The organism is Thermostichus sp. OS-CIW-29, assembly GCF_054058195.1.
Genome location: NZ_JBSSAB010000031.1, coordinates 1 through 21,344 on the forward strand (window position 1 = coordinate 1; position 21,344 = coordinate 21,344).

A 21,344-nucleotide genomic window follows, 5' to 3' on the forward strand; every position below is an offset into this window, starting at 1 on the left:
CTTGGCTCATAAGTTCATTGTACTTCATCAAAGCGCATTCCTCCCGGCAGTGACCCTACGGGTACAGTGCGGGGCTCCTGCGATTTCTAGCTGAACTCCCCTCTCCCTCTGGGAGAAGGGTTTAGGGGTGAGGGTTGACGGCTTTCAAGATTGAAAAAGGCGGGAATAGAGCTGTTGGTGGACTTGACAATCGCGTTCTTGTAGGAGGGTGAAGCTGCCCAAAGCCGGCCAGCTGGGGGAGAGGTTTGGCCTTTCGGCCCGCTTCACAACCGGCAGGATCTCTTGGTGTACCACTGCCTCGATGGGCTCGTACAACTGAGCCAATAGGCTTTGCCCCTCGGTATGCCCCAAAGGTACCAGACGCACCGCTGCCGAGACCAGCCCAGTGAGGGAGGAGAACAAGAAGGCACGCAGGGTATCTTCCAACCCAATGCCCGCCTGAGCGCAGATCCAGCCAAACACCACGGAATGATGCAGTGGATCCCCCTCTGCCTTGGGGACAGAGATTCCCCAGGTGCGTTCTGCCAGTTGAGCTAGGCGTTTCCCCAAATCTAGGCTGGCTTGGCGCGGCTCTGCCGCCCAACGGGTTGCTTGCAGCTGTTGCTGCAGCTTCTCCACTCCCGACTCGGATCCCAATCGGGATAGACGATGGGCCAAGGCACAGGCTCTGCCCTCGGTGGGGGCTAAGCCCATGTGCAAAACCCCCAACAGGTACTGCTGCACCCCAGCCCGATCGCGAAGTTGACCCGCTTGAACGGCAGCTTCCAAGCCCCAGGAGTGGGAATAAGCCCCAATCGGCAGGGCAGAATCGGTGAGCTGTAGCAACAGATAGAAAGTGCCGCTGGATCCTGGAGAAGTAAGTTGGGAGGAGAGCTCACCACGCATCTTCACCAAGCCTTAGCGGGGGCGGATCAGGCCATAGCCGCCATGGTTGCGGACGTAGATAACGTTGATCTCGCCATTTTCGATATTGCGGAAAACGTAGAAGTCGTGATCCACCAGCTCCAACTGGTGCAACGCTTCCTGAACCGTCATGGGTGGCATGGCGAAGTATTTGGTGCGCACCACCTCTGCGGGTAACTCCGCTTGCCGTTCCGTATTTAGCGGATCGGTGACGGGCTGCTGGGCCACTGCCACGGAGGTTTTGGGGGTGTGGCGGACGCGGTGAATGCCGTTCCGTTCTTTGTATTTGCGCAACTTGCGGGCCAGCTTGTCGGCCACACGGTCGATGCTGGCATAGAGGTTTTCGCTGCTTTCTTCCGCCCGGATCACGGTGCCATTGGCGTAGACGGTCACTTCGGCAGATTGGCTGGCACTGATACGGGGGTTGCGGGCTACCGATAGATTGACATCAACCTCACTGGTGATCTGGGCAAAATGACTGACAGCACGCTCAATTTTTTCTTGAACGTAGCTGCGGATGGCGTCGGTAATCTCGACGTTTTTCCCTTGGATCACAAGCTTAGTCATGAGGACTCTCCCAGTCATGTCGGTTTATACCTGAGATAGCGCCTCATCCCCACCTGGGATCCCTCTAACTCTGGAAAGCGATCCCAGCTCACAGGCGACGTCAGCCCTTTAATTGGCAAAAATGGAGCCCTGTCATCAAGGGTGAGCAGATCGGCTTTGGGAGTGGCACTAACCTCTTGGGTTAAGTCTAGGTTAACATCTCGCTCAAGGATCTCTGCCAGAGGTTAAGAATAAATTTAGGCTCTCTTAATGTTTCAGAGATGTTGAATTCCAGATTTTCCCGAATCGCAGGAGCTCTGTAGAGAAGCGGGATCCCCGCCCTGCAAGACATGCACTTCTATTGGCTGTGTTGAGTGTCTTTGGGAAAGGTTTTTTAGAGTTTAAGTTGCAAGTTCCTCAGTCAAAAGCCAAATCTATCATCAAACCCATAGACAGATCTAGCCTGCTAAAAATCTTCCTGAGCTGGATTCTGAGTTGGTTAAACAATGTCTCTAACTCTGACCTGTTTTTGAGAGACTAAACGTGGGCCGTATTGCCCATAAGCTCGGCAATCCAGATGCTTCAGCTTTCCTCCAGAGTATGTTGGTATTATCCTACAGCCTAGCAGCATCTTGATTCGATAGCCATTGACAGCAAAAATGAAGGGATATTGATATAAATTAAGCTTTTTATCGATTTTTTATCAATATGAGGCTTTCGACTTGAGAGATGGTGTTGTTGTCGGTATTAGCTTTGACAAGCCTGTCGTTCACTGTTCCATGCTGTAAGGTTTCTATCGGAGAGCTACATAAGTACATAAGAACTTGGAACTCGGTTCTGCCGCTGCAGTCACCTTGAGGAGCGGTGGGGAGAAGGCCAACTCTTTCCGGGGTGGCTGAAATGCTACCCTCGAAACCAGCTTGGTGTGCAAAAGGTGGGGCAGACTGGGTGGGCGGAGGGATCCCGTTGAAGGCGGCAGAGCTTTTAGACAGAGCAGAAGAGGCTCTACAGGAGCAGTTTCAGGCGGTGGAGAAGACCCTCAGAGAGAACCTGGCGCGGGTGCTGCGGGCCTTTCGCGACCAGCGGGTGGGATCCCATCACTTTGCCGGGGTGTCGGGGTATGGCCACGACGACCAGGGGCGGCAGGTTTTGGATCGGGTGTTTGCCCAGATTATGGGCTGTGAGGCAGCAGTGGTGCGGCTGCAGATGGTGTCTGGTACCCATGCCATCGCCTGTGCTTTGTTTGGGGTGCTGCGTCCGGGGGATGAGCTGCTGGCGATTACCGGCCCCCCTTACGACACCCTTGAAGAGGTCATCGGTCTGCGGGGTTCCGGGCGGGGATCCCTACGGGAGTTTGGCATCGGTTACCGCCAGTTGGATTTGCGGGAGGGAACTGTCGATTGGCAGGCCCTGAAAACCGCCCTCAGACCGCAAACCCGCTTGGTTCACATTCAGCGGTCCTGTGGCTACGATTGGCGGCCCAGCTTTTCCATTGCCCAGATTGCCGAGATGATCCAAATGGTCAAAGCGCAAAACCCCGAAGTTGTGGTTTTTGTGGACAATTGCTACGGCGAATTTGTGGAAACCCAGGAGCCAACCCATGTGGGCGCAGATCTGATTGCCGGATCCCTGATCAAAAATCCGGGGGGCACCCTCGTTCCCGCAGGGGGCTATGTGGCCGGGCGGGCAGAGCTGGTGGAGCAAGCCGCTTGTCGGTTAACGGCTCCGGGCATTGGTTCGGAGGGGGGGGCAACTCTAGATCTCAACCGCCTTCTGTTTCAAGGCTTGTTCTTGGCCCCGCAGATGGTGGCCGAAGCGGTGAAGATCGCCCATCTGGCGGCGCAGGTGTTTTCTGATCTGGGCTACCCGGTCTCGCCTCTGCCTCAAGCTCCTCGCACCGATATCATCCAGGCCATTCAATTGGGATCCCCGCAAAAGCTGCAGGCCTTTTGCCACGCCATTCAAAACAGTTCTCCTGTGGATTCCTACCTCACCCCAGTTCCGGAGGTGATGCCCGGTTATGCAGACCCGGTGGTGATGGCAGCAGGCACCTTTATTGCCGGGAGCAGCGCCGAGCTGTCTGCCGATGGGCCGATGCGGGATCCCTACACCGTCTACTTGCAGGGGGGAACCCATCTCTACCATGGGCGGCTGGCCCTAGAAGCCGTCTTGCAAGCTTGGGAAACCCTGTAGGCCAACAGTTTGCTCTCGGCTGACCAACTTTTCGCTCAATCAATCAGGGGGTAGGATCAGTCTACAGTTGCCATTCTTTAGAAAGGGATCCCTTCCGATGTTGAGCTGGTATCGTTCTTGCGCATCTCCTCGCCGTTGGGGATCCCGTTTGACTCTGGCTCTGGTGGCATTGGGGTTGGCCGGCGGCTGTCGGCTGCTGGATCGGGTGGGAGAGAGAGGCTTGCCGGTGGGATCTGCGCTGACCCGTTCTGCTCTGTGGAGAGGCAGCCAAACCGTGGCGGGAGCGCTGGAGGTGGGAGATCAAGTCAGCCGCCAGTACGGCAGCTTTTGGGATGGGATCCCCGTCACCGCTGAGCCGGGACAGATTTTGATTGCGGCCCTAGAGAGCGAAGATTTTGATGCTTATCTGGAGCTGGTGGACGGTCAAGGGCGGGTGATTGGCTTTGACGATGACTCTGGCCTGGATGTGAATGCCCTGTTGGCAGTGCGTCTGCCGGAGGGAGGCACCTATACCCTGCGGGCCACCAGCTTTGAGCCGGAATCCACCGGCAACTACCGGCTCACCTATATCCTCACCCAGGTAGATTGGCAGGAAAGCCTATCGGGCCGTCTGCAGGAGGGATCCCTTCAGCATCCCGAGGATGGCAGTTGGATGGACGAATATCCCATTGCCGCCCGCGCCGGCCAGATCCTGATCGCTTCCATGACCAGCTCCGATTTCGATGCCTTTTTGCAGCTGCTGGATCCCAGTGGAGAAGTCAGGGCTTGGGATGATGACCAAGGGGGTGGAACCGATGCTCTGATGATTGCCTTTCTGCCCCGCACCGGCACTTATACCCTGCGGGCCAACACCCATAAGCCACGAGAAGAAGGAGCCTATAGGTTACAGTACGCCTTGCGCTAGCCCCTGCTCGCCCAGATTCCCTGTCTTACAGCTTGGATAAGGGGGCTTGTGAACCTTCTGATGCTGATGTCGAGATTTTGACAGGAATCATCGTTTTTTAACGCCTAATGTTGATATATGTCAGGAGTTGCCAGTTTACCTTCCTAAGATCCTCACAAAGCCAGAAGGGGCACTGCTTGCTGAGCTTTGTGGGAAAGCATAACATCTTATCCTAAGTTGTGACGGAGCTGAAATATTGTCCTCGGGGATGAGGTCTTTTTTCTAGAATCGAATCGATGGCCTAGACCATTCTTTTGCAGTTCAGCCCCTATCTCCACAAAATGGATGCCATGACTCCTGAAATGGTACGCCAGTTTTGGTCTTTGGTCAGCGAGATTGGCAGGCCAGATTGGCTCACAAAGCGTGACGATGACTTGGTGAACCTGCTTCTGAGCGCCTGTCAGAAAAAACACGCCCTCAGCAGTGTCGATGCCTCAATTCTCAATCGCTACATCAGCATTCGCTTGCCCTTGATTCGCGATATCCTTGTGGATTAAGCCCGGAGAGGACAAGGTTTTCCCATCATGCTGGCCGCACAAATCACCTTGCTGGTCTACGGGGCACTGCTTTTGGTGGGCGGAGCAATCGGCTATAGCAAAGGCAAAAGCTCCAAGTCTCTCATCGGGGGGCTGGTTGGGGCCGCCCTCAGCGGAGTCAGCTATGGGCTGCTGGGGGTGGATCCCCGCTGGGGGCTGGGCTTGGGCCTGGGGACGACAGTGCTGGGATCTATCGTATTCGCCCTGCGCTACCGCAAAACCCGAACGTTAATGCCTGCCGGCTTGATGTTCATCCTCAGCTTGGGAGCAGCTGTCCTTCTGGGACTTAGCTTTGGAGCGGCCTAGGCGACTTCTGGTTGCGCCGGTGGGGTGAAGTTTGTTGAACATTCGATGTAGTCAATTTCGATGTAGTCAATTTTCAGCTCTCGGCCCGAGCGAATCTCTTCCATCGGGGATCCACAGTTGGGGCAAGCATAGCGCCGGCCTATTTCTGGCTTGTATTCTTGGCCGCAGGGATGGCAATAGGCAATGAGCGGCGTTTCCCGGATGACCAACTGGGATCCCTGTAGGAAAGTACCCTGGGTTTGTGCGGCATAGGCAAAGGTTAGGCTGGCCGGCTCTACACAGGTAAACTGTCCCACCACCAGGTGCACCCGAGCAATCTGAGGCTGTCCCGGCTGACTTTGCCACCAGTCACGTAGTGTTTGGATCAAGGCGCGGGTCATGTCGGTCTCGTGCATCTCTTACCTCCAGTCGCCGACCATTTCTGGCGTCGCCTCCGGGTGGATGTAGGCGGGCTTCTCTCGGCGCGGCAGTTGCCCAGATACCACCAAATGGGCCAGCGTATCGCAAATAACTCGGGTGGCCATTAGAGCTGTGATATCGCTAATGTCGTAGGGGGGAGAGACTTCCACCACCTCCAGGCCACAGATCGGTGCTTCCCGCACAATGCGCTTGAGCAAGTAGAGCGCTTCCCGCGGCAGCAGCCCACCCGGCTCTGGCCAGCCTGTACCGGGTACAAAGCCGGCATCGATGCAGTCGATATCGAAGCTGATGTACACACAATCGGTGCCGTCTAGGGCTTTTTCGAGGGCGAAATCGGCGGCTGCATCCAAGCCCATTTCGGTGATGTCGGTAACGGTGAGGATGTGGGTGGCCCGCTCCCGGCACACCTTCACCCCTTGCCGTGGCACTTGCCAGCCGCCAATGCCCAGTTGCACCAGGTTGTGGGCCGGTGCGTTGCGGATGTTGGTGGCATGAAACCAAGGCTAAGCCTCGACTCACCTCTTGCTGCCAACCGGATAGGGAAAGCCTCGCTTCCTTGGCCAGAGCCGCTTGGGCTTCGGTAGAAAAGCCGTTATTTGCGTTCGATTCGGTGGTCATGGTTGGGATCCCCCGTTAGGTGGTGTATTCGGCGTTGATGCGCACGTAATCGTAGCTGAGATCGCAGCCCCAGGCCACGCCCTGGCCGGATCCCTGATGGAGATCCACGGTAAAGGTCACCGGATCCCCTTTCAAGTACTCAGAGGCTGCCTTGCGATCGAAAGCCAGGGGCATTCCCGCCTGCATGAGCAGAAAATCCCCCAGACGAATATCCAACCGGCGGCTGTCAAAAGGGATCCCGGCTCGGCCGGCGGCGGCTGCCACCCGTCCCCAGTTGGGATCGTTGCCAAAAGCTGCCGCCTTCACCAAGGGAGAGCTGGCGATCACACGGGCCATATGCCGGGCTGCCCCATCATCCACAGCCCCACACACCCGAATTTCCAGCAGCTTGGTAGCTCCTTCCCCATCGCGGGCAATGGCCTTAGCCAGATGAATGCAAACTTGGTTGACCATCTCCGCCAAAGTCTGGGCAGCTTCTGTGCCGGCTTGCAGGGTTGGGATCCCACTTTGGCCGTTGGCCAGAGCCAAGAGCATGTCGTTGGTGCTGGTATCCCCATCCACCGTGATTTGGTTAAAGCTGAGGTCGGCAGCTTGCTTGAGGATCTGCTGCCACAGGCGGGGATCCACAGCCGCGTCGCAGGTTAAAAAAGCCAGCATCGTGGCCAAGTTGGGGTGGATCATGCCGGATCCCTTGGCAATGCCCCCGACCCTGACGGTGTACCCGTCGATCTCGGCCTGCAGGGCAACGCTTTTGGTCACCAAGTCGGTGGTGATGATGGCGCGGGCGGCGCTCTCCCCCCCCTCTGGAGAGAGGCTGTCGATAAGGCCAGGCAGGGCTGCTTGGATTTTCGGCATTTCCAGTTGTCGCCCGATGACCCCTGTGGAGGCCGTGAGCACCTGATGGGCCGGGATCCCCAACCGTTCTCCCACCCAGAGGGCCAGTTGGGCGTTGTTGCGCTCTCCTTCTTCTCCGGTACAGGCGTTGGCTTGCCCAGCATTGCAGAGGATGGCCCGCACCGGCTGCTGTTGGGCGAGGATCCCTTGGTTGTAGGTAACACAGGCTGCTTTGACCTGATTGGTGGTAAAAACGCCTGCCCCAACCGCATCGCACTCGGAAACGATCAAAGCCAGATCCGCAGCTCCTGAGGGCTTGAGGCCAGCGGCCACTCCAGCGGCTCGAAATCCTCGCGGGGCTGTAACAGCACCTGCAACCGGTTTAAATGGGGATCCCATGTGTTCCTTGGCCAGAGGGTGGTCGGCAACATCATACCGACTTGCTGCTCCGATTTGGGTCATCGCAAGCTTTCCGTGAGAAACTCTCTGGAAACCGGTTCTGAGGGAAAGAGTTGTAGTTACGCCTACCAAGCAGAGGCGGCAGAGAGGGTTATTTTGAAAGTGTGTGCTTCCTCTGCTCCGGGAATTGCCAGCCATGCCTGCCCCTGTCATCACCCTCAACCATGTCAGCAAGGTCTATTCCAATGGCACGGTGGCTTTGCAGGACATGAATATGACCATCCAAGAAGGGCAGTTCGTTAGCTTGGTGGGGCCATCCGGCTGTGGGAAAAGCACAGTGCTACGGTTGGTGGCAGGTCTGGGGCATCTGACCACAGGCTCTATCGAATGGGGGCAAAATCTTGAGAAGGATGCTCCCCAAGGGGAACCCAAGTTGGCCTTTGTGTTTCAGGAACCGGCCCTTATGCCTTGGGCGACGGTGATGGACAATGTGGGGCTACCCTTAAAGTTGGCAGGTGAGCCCAAGCCAAAAGCCGATCGAGATGTCTTGGAAGCTCTGCAACGGGTGGGCCTGCGGGGGTTTGAGCGCAGTTTTCCCCGCGAGCTATCGGGCGGCATGCGCATGCGGGTTTCCATTGCTCGCGCCCTGGTAACCAAGCCGCAGGTGTTGCTGATGGATGAACCCTTCGGAGCTCTGGATGAAATCACCCGCAGCAAGTTGAACAGCGACCTGTTGGAGCTGTGGCAAGAAAAGCGCTGGACGGTGATCTTTGTTACCCACAACATTTACGAGGCTGTCTACCTGTCCAACCGCGTGGTGGTGATGGCGGCTCGCCCAGGGCGGGTGATAGCCGATATTCCCATCGATGCGCCCTATCCCCGCTCGGAAGACTTTCGCACCTCTTCCCTTTACAACAACTACTGCCGTGAAGTGTCGGCCCGTCTGCACGAGGCCATGCACGGCTCAGCTCAGGATCCCCCCTATTTGCGCCCCCTCTCTGCTGGACGTTTGCGCTGATGGGATCCCTGGCTTAGCGGTGTTCTCTCTGTTGCGTAAGTCCCTTGATGCCCCAACCTCACGATATGTTCGACCTGTTTGTCCAGCTTCTCGAGCCATGGCGCCGTTGGCTGGGATCCCTTGTTGGCTTGGGGGAGAGCTGGCCTCTCCATTGGCCAGATTGGTCTCTGCCCAAGCTGACCGGCGCGGTTGAAGAAAAGCTCAGACCCCAACCCATGGATGAGGCAAACATGCCGAGTGCCGGCTCAGGGGTGCCTGCAAAGGGGTTGAATCTGGGCCGTTGGTTCAACCTGGAAGTGATTGCCCCCCTTATCGTCGGGATCCTCTTCTTGGTGGGCTGGGAAGTGGCAGTGCGGGTAACAGGAGTGCCCCACTACCTCTTGCCGGGGCCGATTTTGGTGGCGCAAACCCTCGTTCGCGACTGGGGAACGCTTTTTCCTTCCCTGTTGATCACCGTGCAAATTACGGTGGTGGCCTTTTTGGCTGCCACAGTGTCGGGGCTTTTGGTCGCGATTGTGTTCACCCAGAGCAAATGGATCGAGCGCAGCTTTTTCCCTTATGCGGTGATTTTACAGACGATGCCCATTGTCTCCATCGCCCCGCTGATCATCATTTGGCTGCGCAACAACACCTTTGCCGCGATGGTGGTGTGCGCCTGGATTGTGGCTTTTTTCCCGATTCTTTCCAACACCACTCTGGGGCTGAACAGCGTCGATCACAACCTGCTCAACCTGTTCCAACTGTACAAGGCTAACCGCTGGCAAACGTTGATCTACTTGCGGCTGCCCAGTGCCATGCCCTACTTCATGGGGGGCCTGCGCATCAGCGGTGGCCTTTCTTTGATTGGGGCAGTAGTGGCGGAGTTTGTCGCTGGTACTGGCGGGCAACGGGCCGGGATCGCCTACCAGATCTTGATCTCCAGCTTCAACCTGCAGGTGCCCCGCATGTTTGCGGCCTTGATCTTGGTCACCGGCTTGGGGATCCTGATCTTTATTTCCTTGAGTGCTCTATCCGACATGGTGTTGGGCAAGTGGCATGAGAGCGCTGTGCGCCGAGAGAACTGAAAAATTGAACTTTGGTGAAAATTAGGGCCCCCTCTCTAACATCTAGGGTCATCTGGATTCAAACTAGGACGCTGCACCCACCCCTAAAACGTTGAACGCACGCGGCCAAAGGCTTTTCTCAATAGCTCAGGCGCCTCACTCTAACCTGAAACGACTAAGTGCCTTGAATAGGAGCAGGTGGAAGGCGTCTTCTGGAAAAGCCCAGAGATATCGCTGCGCTTGCTGTCAGCGGCTATCTCAGTCCTACTTGTGGGTTGCTATCGGAGGGGGATGAACTCAGTGCGGCCAATGATTTGCTGGCCTTGATCCGAGAGCGCGTAGTTGATGAAATCGGCCACCACAGGGCTAGTCCTCTGAGGTGCCACCAAAAACACATTCCGCGCCAAGGGGTAGCTACCCCTCTGGATGGCCTCACGGGTGGGCATCTGGCCGTCGATGGGCACAATCCGCACCGTTTGCTGGTTTTGCACCTGATCGACAGTGCTGTAGGTGATGCCATCTTCTCCCAAAGCCCGCAGCAGCGGGGTGGTGACATCTTCTGTGGCGGTGGTGAAGTAGGGAGGGTTATCGGGAGCGAAGGGCAGCCCCAACAACACGAGTTCTTGGAAAACGCTGTAGGTGCCGCTCTGGGGGGCGCGATTGAGGACCCGAATCCGCCGATCCGGGCCGCCCACCTGGCTCCAATTGGTGATCCGACCCTGGAAGATATCGGCCAATTGCTGCAGCGTCAGTCCTCCTTTGTAGGGGTTGTTCACCCCCACCGCCACCGCCAGGGCATCTTTGGCCACCGGGATCGCCTGTAGACCCGCCTGCACTTCGCTGGCATTGAGGGGGCGGGAGCTAGCGGCCATCTGGATGCGACCTTCCATCAGGGCCTTCAGGCCGGCATTGGATCCATTGGGCTTGCCATCCGGGATCCCATAGGTGAGGGGAATGCCGGGGTTGCGCTGGGTGTAGCCTCCCTTCAGGGCCAAGACGATCCGGATCATCGTGACGCTGCCATCCACCTGGAGCACTGCTGGGTTGGGCAGAGAAGTATCCAGATTAACGGCGTTGGCAGGCGGGTTGGGTACCTGGGCCTGAGGGGGGTTGGGCGCTGTTGGGGCTTGGGGCCGGGCAGCTGGAATCTGGCTGGGGATAGGAGGCGTGTTCCCTCTATTCAGGAATGAGTCCAACAGGCCGGAACGATAGGCATACCAGCCGCCGCCTCCCAGTATCGCGAACAAAAGAATGTAAACGATTGGAGGTGGGCCGGAAGGTCGTGCAGTCATGGGATCCCCCCTAAAGAAAATTCACGATCCAGACTTTTGAGACTTCCCCCTCTGTTGTATCAGCTATCCGCGCAGATTGGGTGAGCAGCAGGTTAAGGTGCATCTATCCGCACATGGCCGCCTCTCGTCCCACCTCGCGCAGCTCAATTACGTCCGCACGGGGATCCGCCTGCACAACTTCCAACTCGATCCAAGCCCCCAGAGGAATCTGGCGTTCTAGGCGCACCGGCACCCGAAAGGCGATCTCATCCAGCATGGCCAACACCAAGTTTTCCTGCTCGCGCAGGTAGCCCAAGACCAGAGCCCGCCAAATTTGCCCCGGTCGCAGGCGCAGGTATTCGATGCTCCAATAGCGCTTGGATTTCCGCTCCACCTGGTTGGCCTCAGCGGTGCCCGGCTCAATCCCCAGCAGCAGCTGCTGCACATCCGCCTCCGTCAACGGCAAGGGATCCCCGCGCAAAAAGGCCTTGATCTGGTAGTGGGCCACCAAGTCTAGGTAGCGCCGAATCGGGGAGGTAACCTGACAGTAGGCATCGAGACCCAGCCCCGTATGTCGCCCAGGTTGGGTGGCCACTTCCGCCCGCGATAGACACCGCATGATGGCAAAAGACCGAACTGGCCCCTGAGGGTACCTATCCAGCACTTCGGGTGGGGGTAAGTCGGGAGCCGGCTGCAGACGATAGGGCACCGGGATCCCATTTTGGCTGGCGAAGCGAGCCGCCACCTCGCCGGTGAGCACCATCATTTCCGCCACCATCTGCCGCGCAGGAGTATCCTCGATTACCCGGAGGTGGGGGATCTCGTCGATGACCTTGATATCTTGCTCCGGCAGGCCGATCTGAATGGCCCCCTGAGCCATCCGCCAGGCATAACGCCACTGGGCTGCCCGGGCAATAGCCGTCAGTTGAGCCTCTGCCCCCAACTCCAACATTTCATCGGCATCTTCGTAGGTGAGGCGGTAGGTGACTTTGATCTGGCTGAGGCAAATCTTGGAATCGCGGATCTGGCCGTCGGATCCCAGGAGGATGCCAAAGCTGAGGGCGGGCCGCACCTCTCCCTGCACCAAGCTCATCGGGCCGGTGGACAGCTCCGGCGGGAACATCGGGATCACCCGCTCCGGCAAATAGACGCTGGTGCCACGCTTGCGGGCTTCCAAATCGAGGGGATCCCCCCACTGCACCCAACAACTGGGATCAGCGATGTGGATCCAGAGCTTCACCGCGTCATCCGACCAGAACTCGACGCTGAGGGCATCGTCAATGTCGCGGGTGCTGGCATCATCGATGGTGTAGGTGTGGAGGTGGGTGAGATCCTGCCGCAGGTGGGGATCCCAGAAAGAGGGAGGCTGGCTGAGCAGGGCTTGGGTGTATCGCTCCACCGCCTTCGGGAACTGGGTTGGGATCCCGGTGAGGCGCAGGGCCAGGTTCTCGTGGCGGCTCCACAGGCCCAGGGCCACCAAAGCTTCAAAAGCCCCCTGCGGAGTGTCAGGAAACCCCATCAGCTCCAGTAGTTGCGAGGCCCGTTCCCGATCCGACGGGTTGAGATTGGAAGAGAGATCCTCGTGGCTGCGAATGGCTGCTGCTGCTCCCTGCAGGGCCAGGCGCTCCAGCAACTCCAAACGGGCCCGTTCGGCAGGAGTCCAGGGATACCCTTGACCGGGATGAGCCAGAGCCTCCCGCAGGTGGGCCTCAAACTCTGCTTGTTCCTGCTGCCGTTGTTGGGCGACGGCCATTTGATGGAGGATCTCCTTCACCTGAGCCGGAGTGCGGGGTTCGTAGCTTTCCCCCTTTTGCTTGAAGTAGGTGCGATCCTCGCTCAAGAGGCGGTAGGCGGCATAGGTGGAGACCGGGGAATCATCAGAAAACAACAGCTGAGCCATTTCGGCCAAGCTCAGAGACCGCCGCTCCTCCTGCACCAGTTCCCAGGCCAGCGCCAAGCTTTCGGGATCCAACTTTGCTTGCACCGCCTGCCAAAAGCCGGGAATGTCGGAAGCCGTGAAGCTGGATCCCCCGTTCAAAGCAAAGGTAATCTGGCGAGGGTGAACACTGTGAACCTGCCCAGAAGGCACCCCCAGCAGTAGGTTCTTCTTGCCCTCGGTGCCCTGAACCACTGCCAACACACGGTCGTTATTGTAACGAAACTCCACCAGTGTGCCCTTTTCCACCCGTTCTCCCCATGTCGGCTGTCGTTAAAGCGCAGGCTTTCTTCCATTCTCCATCAGCTCTGCCCGCCTGCCTACGTGGAAACCCCGGCCAGAAGACATACGGACACTATGAACAGGTAGCAGATGTCAGATACATGGGTACTTAAGCATATAGATATATGACATATAGATGAGATACGGGTTCTCAGGTAGATTACGGCTATGTATTGGGTACTGCGAGTCTCAAGCAGAGGCCAGCTCTGCCAAGTTCCTGGGATGAGGTTACCAACTGAAGTCCCTAAATTGCGTAGAGATACTATTGCCAACGTTTCCCAAGTATGTGCTTCCACTTCCATGTGTGATATCCTAGAGACTAGGGGTAAGGCACAGTTATCACGGACTGCTGCCTGATCTAGCGAACAAGAATCGGGCACTTACGGATTGTTTTCCTGCGGTGAAGATCCTCAAAGCAGGAGGGGTTGTGTTTTTTCCCTAGAGCTTCTTAGCACTCAACTTTTTAGCACTCAAAAGGTGAGCTGTGGACAACCCGAAGCGACTGTTGCTCATCGATGACGATCCGAACTTAATCCTGCTGGCCAAGGACTACCTAGAGTTTCGCGGCTACGAAGTGGTGGCGGCAAGCAACGGTCTGGAGGGGTTGGAAGCGATGCGCCATTTCACTCCAGACCTGATCATCTGCGATGTGATGATGCCGGAGATGGATGGCTATACCTTTGTGGAAACCATTCGCTCCAACAGTGCTACAGACTGGATACCTGTGATTTTTCTGTCGGCGCGTGGGCAGACGGCGGATCGGGTGCGCGGCCTGACCACAGGGGCAGATGTTTACATGGTCAAGCCCTTTGAGCCGGAAGAATTGGTGGCGCAGGTGGAATCTTCTCTCAAACATACCGAGCGCCTGTTACAAGTGCAGAATGTGGGCATTCAGCCGGTCATAAAACTGGATCGGGAAATTGAGCTGACGCCAACAGAAACCAAGGTGATCCAGTACGTGGCCAGGGGCCTGTCCAACCGCGAGATTGCCGAAGTTCTTGGGGTGAGCCAGCGCACCGTTGAAAGCCACGTCAGCAACATGCTGGGCAAAACCGGCCTGCACAACCGCACAGAACTGGCCCGCTGGGCAATAGAAAGTGGTTTGGGCAAAAAACCGTTGTAATTCCCGCCACCCCTTTCAACGGCTGGAGAACTCTATCTCCTCGGCGCGATTGGAGATAGGGTAGTGATCGCACTTGAAGGGCAAGGTAACTGGGGTGGGCAAGTCTTTTCAAAAATTGGCGGGGGAGGATCTGCTGGCCTTGCCCCAACGTACATTGGCCGCCGATTTTCACTGCGTTACCCAAAAACTGGGTCTAAAGCCCCGTCCTTCCAGGACAGTTTTTGCCCTAATGATATAGACCTGCAATGAAATAAACCCATGCTGGTCAGGGAAGCCAAACTCCTCAACGCCGCTCCAGCGCCATACCAAGCCTTGGATGAGGCCCTGCCCAGTTTGTCCGCAACCAATGCTTGCGTCACTGGATGGATGAGCGTGGTGTCAACAAAGCTGCCTTGTACTCCCGATGCAATGTTAACTTGGCAACTGGGATGGGTTTCCCCGCAAGGCTTCCAGGAAGGCAAATACTGCAGGCGGGTGCAGCGCAGAGGCCAGAACGGCAGCCCCGATCACCCGCTCCAGTGGGATCGGCAGCCGGCGGATCTGGATCCCTTCGGGAATGGGAATGGCGGCCAAGCGGGGCAAGATGGCAGCCCCCAGACCCTGCGCCACCATGTTCACAATGGTGGAGTCTTCCTTCACCAAGTAGGCCACCTTGAGGGTTTGGTGGGCAGCTTCCCAGTGGTTCCGCACCGCGGTGGTGCATTCGGCGTAGTTGTAGAGAATGTAGGAAAAACGGGAAAGATCCTCCCAGGTCAGGGTTTCCGGCAGGGGCCCAAAACTCAGCGGAACCAACACAATGAATTCATCACGGGCGATCTCCCACGTCTGGAGATCCTCAGCAGCCCGCGGCAGGGGCAACAGGCCAATATCCACCTGGCCTGATCGCAACAGATGTTCGACAGTGGCCGGATCTTCCTCTGTGAGGGTGAGGGTAATCTGCGGAAATTGTTGGTGGAAGCGGGCGATCACCGGTGGCAGCAAATGGGTTGCAGCACTGCGAAAAGCGGCAACCCGCACACTTCCCCCCCGCAACCCTTTTTCCAGGTTGGCCTCATAATCCATTTGTTCCCGCAGTTGCAGCATTTTGCGAACATGGCGCAGCAGTCGCTCCCCCACCGGGGTTAGGCGCGCCCCAAAGCGACCGCGCACCAACAGGGTCACCCCCAGTTCTTCCTCCAGGCTGGCAATGGCCCGGCTCACCGCCGACTGGGAAATGTGCAATTGCAGGGCAGCATCGCTGAAATTTCCCCGCTCCACCACAGCCACCAGGGTTTGCAGTTGCGAGATGTTCATGGATCCCATCTATTCGATCTGCGCATAGATGTGATGCTATCTCAGGTTTGAACCCTCCGCCGCACCTGACTAAACTACGACATAGCTTCCCCTTCACACTGCGAAACAGCGGGAAACAGTGTGAAAACCTCTTTATCTTCCTGTCGTTGGTCAAGTGTCCCTATGTCGAGATCCATGTTTGCCCTATTGCCTTTCCATCAATTTCGAGATACTCCCGGCGTGCGCTTTTTCGACATCACGGTTGCGCGATCCAACGCCCGCGATTTGGTTTACCACGATGGGCCGGCCATCAGTCCCCCCAATAATCCTCAGGGCTATTGGCAGTTTTATATGCATCCACACCAAGAGGACAACCTACTGGCTCTATGGGGCGGACGGACGTTTTACCTGGTGAATTTTAGCTGGAGGGATCCCTTCCATATTGTGCGCCTGGAAGCGAACCGAGGCATTTTGCGCATTCCTCCCGGCACTTTTCACCGTTCCGTCTCCGATCCAGAGGGATCCATTGTGTTGAACCAGGCGGTGCGCGACGAAAAAGCCATCTTGGAAAAAGAATTTCGCATCTACGACAGCAGCCGCATCCCCCGATTGCTGCAGGTGACCTCGGCACCCGCCCCTTTGCCCCGCATTTGTGCCTGAGTACAGTTAACCCATGCCCCCCCGCGAGTCAATCAGGGCTCGCAATCGGGCAGCAGCCTGTGTGAGCTGTGCCGAGGGAATGGACACTGTGGGGTCGAAGGGATGCCCTGGTGGGTTGGCTGTGGCCAGAGGCTCAGCCCTCTTTGGGGATCCCTGTAGGTGAAAACTGAAGCTAGAGTAAAGATGGGTGCTGGGGGATCGACCAATGCTCTCTCTGGAGCGCAAGGGCATAGCGGATAGCTCGCTCAATTTGGCGGAGTACATCGACCATACTCTGCTGTTGCCGATGGTTACTCCAGAACAGATTGACCAGGGGTGTGAGATTGCCTTGCGCTATGGCTTCCCCACTTTTTGTGTTCCTCCTTGCTACGTGCCGCGGGTGGTGGAGCGGCTGCACGGATCCCCGGTCAAGGTGAGCACGGTGGTGGGGTTTCCCCTGGGCACAACCACTGCAGAGGCTAAGCTCTACGAGGCCCAACTGGCGGTGGAGCAGGGGTGCCGGGAGCTGGATGTCCGCATCAACTTGGCTTGGCTCAAGGCGGGAGAGCTGGATCGCCTCCATGCCGAGATTGCCCAACTGGTGGAAGAAACGGGGGTTTGCGTCAAGGCCATTTTGGAAACGGCTCTGCTGACCGAGGAGGAGAAAAAGCTGGCCGGGGAGATTTGTATCGATGCGGGGGCGGCTTTTTTGATGACCTCCACTGGCTGGATGGGGGGGGCGACGCTGGCAGATGTGCAACTGTTGTGGCAACTCAGCCGCGGCAAAGTGGGGGTGAAAGCGTCGGGCGGCATTCGCACGGTGGCTCAAGCAGAGGCCATGATCCAGGCGGGGGCCAGCCGTATCGGCACCTCTTGGGGGCTGGAGCTGATGCAAGAGCTGAAAGCCAGAGGAACCCCATGAGTGGGCGCACCTATCGGGTTACGGGCATCAATCTCAAAGGGATCCCACTGGGAGAGGCGGATCGGATTGTAACCATCTTGACCCGCGAGCAAGGGTTGATCCGGGCGGTGGCCAAGGGATCCCGTAAGCAGCCTTCCAAGCTGGGCGGGCGGATGGAGCCTTTTGTCATCAACGATTTGCTGATGGTGCGGGGGCGCTGGTCTGCCCAAGCAGATACCTCCCAGCGTTTACAGCGCATTGTCCAAGCGGAAACCCTGCAGACTTTTCCTCGTCTCAGCCGCAGCTTGGCCCATCTCACAGCAGCGCAGTACTTGGCGGAGGTGGCCTTGCTGTTGGCCTTGCCCGATCAAGCCCAGGAAGAGCTGTTTGTGGTGTTGGTCGAACACTTGGAACGCATCGAGCGGGCTGCTTCGGAACAGGCCGTTCTGCCCTTGCTCACCCATGGGTTGTATCACCTCCTGGCGTTGGCAGGGTTTGCCCCTCAGGTACAAGCCTGCTACTTCTGTCAAGGGGGGTTGGTCGGCAGCGTTTTTTTCAGCCCCCAATGGGGTGGCTTGATCTGTGATCCCTGCCGGGTGGCCCAGCGGCCCAGCCCAATTGCCTGGGTCTCCGCTTCTGCCTTACGTGCCTTGGGATCCCTGCCCAACTCGACATTGCCTCTGCCGGAGGATTCCCTGCCTTTGGCTGCTTGGCTGGAGGCAGAACGTCTGTTGCGGCGTGTTTTGGAGCATCATACGGATCGAGAAATCCGTTCCGCCGAGCTATTGGCCAGTTGCTACGCTGTTCCCACCGCAAACGGTCAAGGATCCCCAGCTTTTCCTGAGGGACATCCCGAAAAATGGGCATCGGCCTGAAAAAGTTGTGAAGGTATGTATCAAGTCCGGCCCAATAGCCGCAAAATAGAGCATCGAGGCGGGTTGGCAGCCGATTTTGGATGATAAATTAGGTTATGGAAAGTAACTTCTTACGAAGGCCTCTCAGGTTTGAGCAATGGTTTGGGGGGAGGAGTGCCTTGCACCAGGTACTGGACAGCATCATCAGGTGGGATTGAAGTTGGAGCTTTTAACAAGATTGAATCGACTGCTGAGAGGGCCTTCTGCTTGGTGCTTGTTTCCCGGAGCTGCATCCCTGGGGTGCGGCTTTGGTTAATTGCAGATGATTGCTTGTGAGTGTTCAATTTCACTCGGTGAGTCTGCCTAACTGAGGAGCAGCCCCTGAGGTTCCTGTATCCGCCCAACTCAAGTTAGCGCCCACCTCAGTTCTTTTTCAGATTTCTCTTTTACCGAGTACCGTTAGAAGTTCAGGAGTTGCAGCACCGTGGAAGCACAGCGTAAGGAACGGATTCTGGTGGTCGATGATGAGGCCAGCATTCGACGCATCTTGGAAACCCGTCTGTCCATGATTGGATACGACGTGGTCACAGCTTCGGACGGCGAGGAGGCGCTGGAGGTTTTCCACAAGCAGGATCCCGACCTGGTGGTGCTGGATGTGATGATGCCGAAGCTGGATGGCTATGGGGTCTGCCAGGAGCTGCGCAAAGAATCGGACATCCCCATCATCATGCTGACGGCGCTGGGAGATGTAGCCGACCGTATCACAGGGCTGGAGCTGGGGGCAGACGACTATGTGGTCAAGCCCTTTTCGCCCAAGGAGCTGGAAGCTCGCATTCGGTCGGTGTTGCGCCGGGTGGCGCGGTCGGCCCACGATGGGATCCCCAGTTCTGGGGTGATTCAAGTGGGGGATATTCGCATCGATACCAACAAGCGGCAGGTCTACAAACGGGACGAGCGCATTCGCCTGACGGGGATGGAGTTTAGTCTGCTGGAGTTGTTGGTCAGTCGGTCGGGGGAGCCTTTTTCTCGTTCCGAGATTTTGCAAGAGGTGTGGGGCTATACCCCGGAGCGCCATGTGGATACGCGGGTGGTGGATGTCCACATCTCGCGGCTGCGGGCCAAGCTGGAAGATGACCCCAGCAACCCAGAGCTGATCCTGACGGCCCGAGGCACCGGCTATCTATTTCAGCGCATCGTTCAGGGAGAGGAACAGGCACGGTCTTGAGAAGGGATCCCTCGCAACCTCTCTTCAAGAGCGGCCTGCACCCGCCTCAACACGCCAACCCAGTCTCCCGGTGTGTCTTGTCGAAACAGTCGCATTACCCCGGGGTACCAGGGGCTATCTTCTCGATGGAGCAGCCAGCGCCAATCGGCGGCAAAGGGGAGCAGCACCCATACCGGCTTGCCCATCGCCCCGGCCAAATGAGCAACGGCTGTATCAACGCTGATCACCAGATCCAACTGGGCAACGGCTGCGGCTGTATCGACAAAACTGCGGAAACGGGATCCCAGCTCCAACACTTGGTGCTGCTCCAATAGGGATCCCAGCGGCCTTAGATCTTCCCCCACCTGCAGGCTAACCCACTGGATGGAAGGCCCATGCAAGTGCTGGAGCAGCAGATCCAGAGGACAACTTTTCAGCCTTTGTACGCGGTTGAGCTCAGGATGGGCACGCCGACCGCTGGCCCACACCAGCCCCACCTTCATCCGCTCCTGGGAAAGCTCCGGCCAGTCTTCCCGCCAGGAGAGGCTCAAAGGGATCTGCGGCCCGCCGGCATGAACGGGATAGACAAGATAGGGGATGCGGGCCGGGATCGTCTCCAGGGTGGTACCCAACCGCTGTGGCAAGCTGAGCAAGGGCAGATGGCAATCGAAAGAGGGCAAGGGATCCGTTTCCGAGATCACCTGCACCTGGGGAAGGGGGAAGCACCCTCTGAACAGCTCCACGAGGGATCCCTGGCAGCGAAGGCAGATTTGCGCTTGGGGATGGGCCTCGGCCAGCAGCGGCAAGTAGCGCACAAACTGAATCGTGTCCCCCAACCCTTGTTCGGCGCAGATCAGCAGGGTCTGATGGCTCAGGGGGGATCCCGTCCACAGAGGCGAAAGAAAGCGCGGGTAGGCCGCCTCTTGTCGCTGCAGCCGCCATTCGTATTCCCGCCACCCCTCCTCGTAACGGCCCAGGGTCAGCAAAGCCGTGCCCAGGTTGTAGTGGATCTCCGGCCAGTGGGGGGCCAACTGCAAGCTGCGCCGATAGGCTTCAATGGCCGCTTCCAACCGGTTTTGTTCCTGCAAGATGGTGCCCAGGTTGTTGTGAGGCTGGGCGTCCCTCGGCAACAGCGAGATGGCCCGTTGCAGACAATCGGCGGCCTCCTCCAAGCGATCTTGCAGGTGCAGGCAGTGGCCGAGGTTAACGAGAATTCGCCCCTCCTGGGGTGCAAGGGCGAGAGCTTGGCGAAACCAGCCTTCCGCTTCCTCAGCTTGGCCATCGAGCATCAGGGCATTCCCCAAAGCTGCCAAGGCATAGACCTGGGGAGGCTGGGCTGCTGCTGCCTGTTGCAACACCTCAATTGCCTGGGCCAATTTCCCCAGGGTGAGCCAACAACTGCCCAATCGGAAAAGCAATTGCCCATCACCGGGGGCAAAGGCCAGGCCCTGTTCGTAGGCTCGCGCCGCTTCCTCTGGGTTGCCAAGCTGCATCCAGGCATCGCCCAGATCCTGCCAGGCCGGCACCCAATCCCCCCGCAGGTGCAGAGCCAGTTGCAAGGGGGTCAAAGCTTGGCGGGGATCCCTCATCTGGAGATAAAGGGATCCCAGCAACGCCTGAGCGGCGAACAGATGGGGATGGGCGCGGGTAAGCTGCCGGCAGAGGTGCAGAGCAGCTTTCAGATCCCCCGCCTGTCGGTAGCGTTGAACCCACGTCAGAGCCGCCTCTGGGGATGGGATCTCGGATCCCCGCTCTGGATTCTGTGACTTAGCCGCTTGCCGATTGTCTTTCCCTCGCCCAAAGCCCCGTGGCACGTCTTTGCCTGATACATTTACGCTGAACACTGCTGAACATCACTGTTCAACTATGCAGCGATAGCATTCTGTTTGTTTCCATTCGCGTTAGCGGGACGGAGTCCAAACAGAATGGCGGTATCCCGCAAAGCTTTGAGTAGAATACCCAAAGCGCAGTTTCCGTGTCGTCTTACTACCAATTTTCTGCTTTGCTTTGGCTACCATGTTGGCAGACTCGAAAGTAAACAGAAAGATCAACTGGTAGTAATCCGTACTGAACATATTATACATTATTTTCAGTATAGTTGAG

The 21,344-nt window shown here is 57.6% G+C and carries 19 protein-coding genes and 1 pseudogene; 11 read left to right on the forward strand and 9 right to left on the reverse strand.

Annotated elements, in window-relative coordinates:
- Positions 1-144: 144 nt before the first annotated feature.
- On the reverse strand, positions 145-885 hold the full coding sequence (locus tag ACVWZJ_RS10800; protein ID WP_148202769.1) for an urease accessory protein UreF: 741 nt from the start codon (positions 883-885) through the stop codon (positions 145-147).
- Positions 886-897: 12 nt separating this feature from the next.
- Positions 898-1,470, reverse strand: a complete 573-nt coding sequence (gene hpf / locus ACVWZJ_RS10805; protein ID WP_011434101.1) for a ribosome hibernation-promoting factor, HPF/YfiA family — start codon at positions 1,468-1,470, stop codon at positions 898-900.
- 945 nt (positions 1,471-2,415) lie between these two features.
- On the opposite strand from hpf, the gene ACVWZJ_RS10810 reads away from it, so the two are divergent.
- The 4 genes from ACVWZJ_RS10810 (at position 2,416) to ACVWZJ_RS10825 (ending at position 5,427) form a co-directional block, all read left to right on the forward strand.
- Positions 2,416-3,642 carry a methionine gamma-lyase family protein gene (locus ACVWZJ_RS10810; protein ID WP_041436779.1) on the forward strand — a complete coding sequence of 409 codons (1,227 nt, stop codon included), beginning with the start codon at positions 2,416-2,418 and terminating at the stop codon, positions 3,640-3,642.
- Positions 3,643-3,739: 97 nt separating this feature from the next.
- Positions 3,740-4,546, forward strand: coding sequence for a PPC domain-containing protein (locus ACVWZJ_RS10815; RefSeq protein WP_011434103.1), 807 nt, complete (start codon positions 3,740-3,742; stop codon positions 4,544-4,546).
- A 329-nt stretch (positions 4,547-4,875) separates the two neighbouring features.
- On the forward strand, positions 4,876-5,082 hold the full coding sequence (locus ACVWZJ_RS10820) for a hypothetical protein (protein WP_238376795.1): 207 nt from the start codon (positions 4,876-4,878) through the stop codon (positions 5,080-5,082).
- A gap of 27 nt (positions 5,083-5,109) precedes the next feature.
- Positions 5,110-5,427, forward strand: a complete 318-nt coding sequence (locus ACVWZJ_RS10825) for a TMEM14 family protein (protein ID WP_011434105.1) — start codon at positions 5,110-5,112, stop codon at positions 5,425-5,427.
- On the opposite strand, the gene hypA is transcribed toward ACVWZJ_RS10825, so the two are convergent.
- The 3 genes and pseudogenes from hypA to argJ all read right to left on the reverse strand — a co-directional run bounded on the left by hypA (position 5,424) and on the right by argJ (position 7,698).
- Positions 5,424-5,822, reverse strand: a complete 399-nt coding sequence (gene hypA / locus ACVWZJ_RS10830; protein ID WP_011434106.1) for a hydrogenase maturation nickel metallochaperone HypA — start codon at positions 5,820-5,822, stop codon at positions 5,424-5,426. The two genes, ACVWZJ_RS10825 and hypA, sit on opposite strands and share 4 nt — an antisense overlap.
- 3 nt (positions 5,823-5,825) lie before the next feature.
- Positions 5,826-6,350, reverse strand: a pseudogene (locus tag ACVWZJ_RS10835) (arginase family protein); the annotation flags it as partial.
- 130 nt (positions 6,351-6,480) lie between these two features.
- A complete protein-coding gene (argJ, locus tag ACVWZJ_RS10840) occupies positions 6,481-7,698 on the reverse strand; it encodes a bifunctional glutamate N-acetyltransferase/amino-acid acetyltransferase ArgJ (RefSeq protein ID WP_414374640.1) in 1,218 nt (405 codons plus the stop codon).
- Positions 7,699-7,894: 196 nt separating this feature from the next.
- On the opposite strand from argJ, the gene ACVWZJ_RS10845 reads away from it, so the two are divergent.
- Positions 7,895-8,716 (forward strand): ABC transporter ATP-binding protein, encoded by an 822-nt coding sequence (locus tag ACVWZJ_RS10845; protein ID WP_457396041.1) that lies wholly within the window; start codon positions 7,895-7,897, stop codon positions 8,714-8,716.
- A 266-nt stretch (positions 8,717-8,982) separates the two neighbouring features.
- Positions 8,983-9,780 (forward strand): ABC transporter permease, encoded by a 798-nt coding sequence (locus ACVWZJ_RS10850; protein WP_457396061.1) that lies wholly within the window; start codon positions 8,983-8,985, stop codon positions 9,778-9,780.
- A gap of 257 nt (positions 9,781-10,037) precedes the next feature.
- Here the strand turns inward: ACVWZJ_RS10850 and ACVWZJ_RS10855 are convergent, their stop codons facing one another.
- The gene (locus ACVWZJ_RS10855; RefSeq protein ID WP_457396043.1) at positions 10,038-11,051 is read right to left on the reverse strand and encodes a phosphate ABC transporter substrate-binding protein; all 1,014 of its coding nucleotides are present in this window, start codon (positions 11,049-11,051) and stop codon (positions 10,038-10,040) included.
- Positions 11,052-11,154: 103 nt separating this feature from the next.
- Positions 11,155-13,215: a ribonuclease catalytic domain-containing protein gene (locus ACVWZJ_RS10860; RefSeq protein WP_457396044.1), complete on the reverse strand. Its 2,061-nt coding sequence runs from the start codon at positions 13,213-13,215 to the stop codon at positions 11,155-11,157.
- A gap of 517 nt (positions 13,216-13,732) precedes the next feature.
- On the opposite strand from ACVWZJ_RS10860, the gene ACVWZJ_RS10865 reads away from it, so the two are divergent.
- On the forward strand, positions 13,733-14,371 hold the full coding sequence (locus tag ACVWZJ_RS10865) for a response regulator transcription factor (RefSeq protein WP_011434112.1): 639 nt from the start codon (positions 13,733-13,735) through the stop codon (positions 14,369-14,371).
- A 411-nt stretch (positions 14,372-14,782) separates the two neighbouring features.
- Here ACVWZJ_RS10865 and ACVWZJ_RS10870 read toward each other — a convergent pair whose 3' ends face one another.
- Positions 14,783-15,664, reverse strand: coding sequence for a LysR family transcriptional regulator (locus tag ACVWZJ_RS10870; RefSeq protein WP_457396045.1), 882 nt, complete (start codon positions 15,662-15,664; stop codon positions 14,783-14,785).
- Between the two features lie 174 nt (positions 15,665-15,838).
- On the opposite strand from ACVWZJ_RS10870, the gene ACVWZJ_RS10875 reads away from it, so the two are divergent.
- The 4 genes from ACVWZJ_RS10875 to rpaB all read left to right on the forward strand — a co-directional run bounded on the left by ACVWZJ_RS10875 (position 15,839) and on the right by rpaB (position 19,262).
- Entirely contained in the window at positions 15,839-16,303 is a 465-nt protein-coding gene (locus ACVWZJ_RS10875; RefSeq protein WP_414343843.1) for a redox protein, read from the forward strand.
- 205 nt (positions 16,304-16,508) lie between these two features.
- Positions 16,509-17,204 carry a deoxyribose-phosphate aldolase gene (gene deoC / locus ACVWZJ_RS10880; protein WP_414380898.1) on the forward strand — a complete coding sequence of 232 codons (696 nt, stop codon included), beginning with the start codon at positions 16,509-16,511 and terminating at the stop codon, positions 17,202-17,204.
- The gene (gene recO, locus ACVWZJ_RS10885; RefSeq protein ID WP_457396047.1) at positions 17,201-18,058 is read left to right on the forward strand and encodes a DNA repair protein RecO; all 858 of its coding nucleotides are present in this window, start codon (positions 17,201-17,203) and stop codon (positions 18,056-18,058) included. The genes deoC and recO overlap by 4 nt, the downstream gene beginning before the upstream one ends.
- Positions 18,059-18,521: 463 nt before the next feature.
- Positions 18,522-19,262: a response regulator transcription factor RpaB gene (gene rpaB / locus ACVWZJ_RS10890; RefSeq protein WP_011434119.1), complete on the forward strand. Its 741-nt coding sequence runs from the start codon at positions 18,522-18,524 to the stop codon at positions 19,260-19,262.
- On the opposite strand, the gene ACVWZJ_RS10895 is transcribed toward rpaB, so the two are convergent.
- Positions 19,235-21,055, reverse strand: coding sequence for a tetratricopeptide repeat protein (locus ACVWZJ_RS10895; protein ID WP_457396049.1), 1,821 nt, complete (start codon positions 21,053-21,055; stop codon positions 19,235-19,237). The two genes, rpaB and ACVWZJ_RS10895, sit on opposite strands and share 28 nt — an antisense overlap.
- Positions 21,056-21,344: the final 289 nt, after the last annotated feature.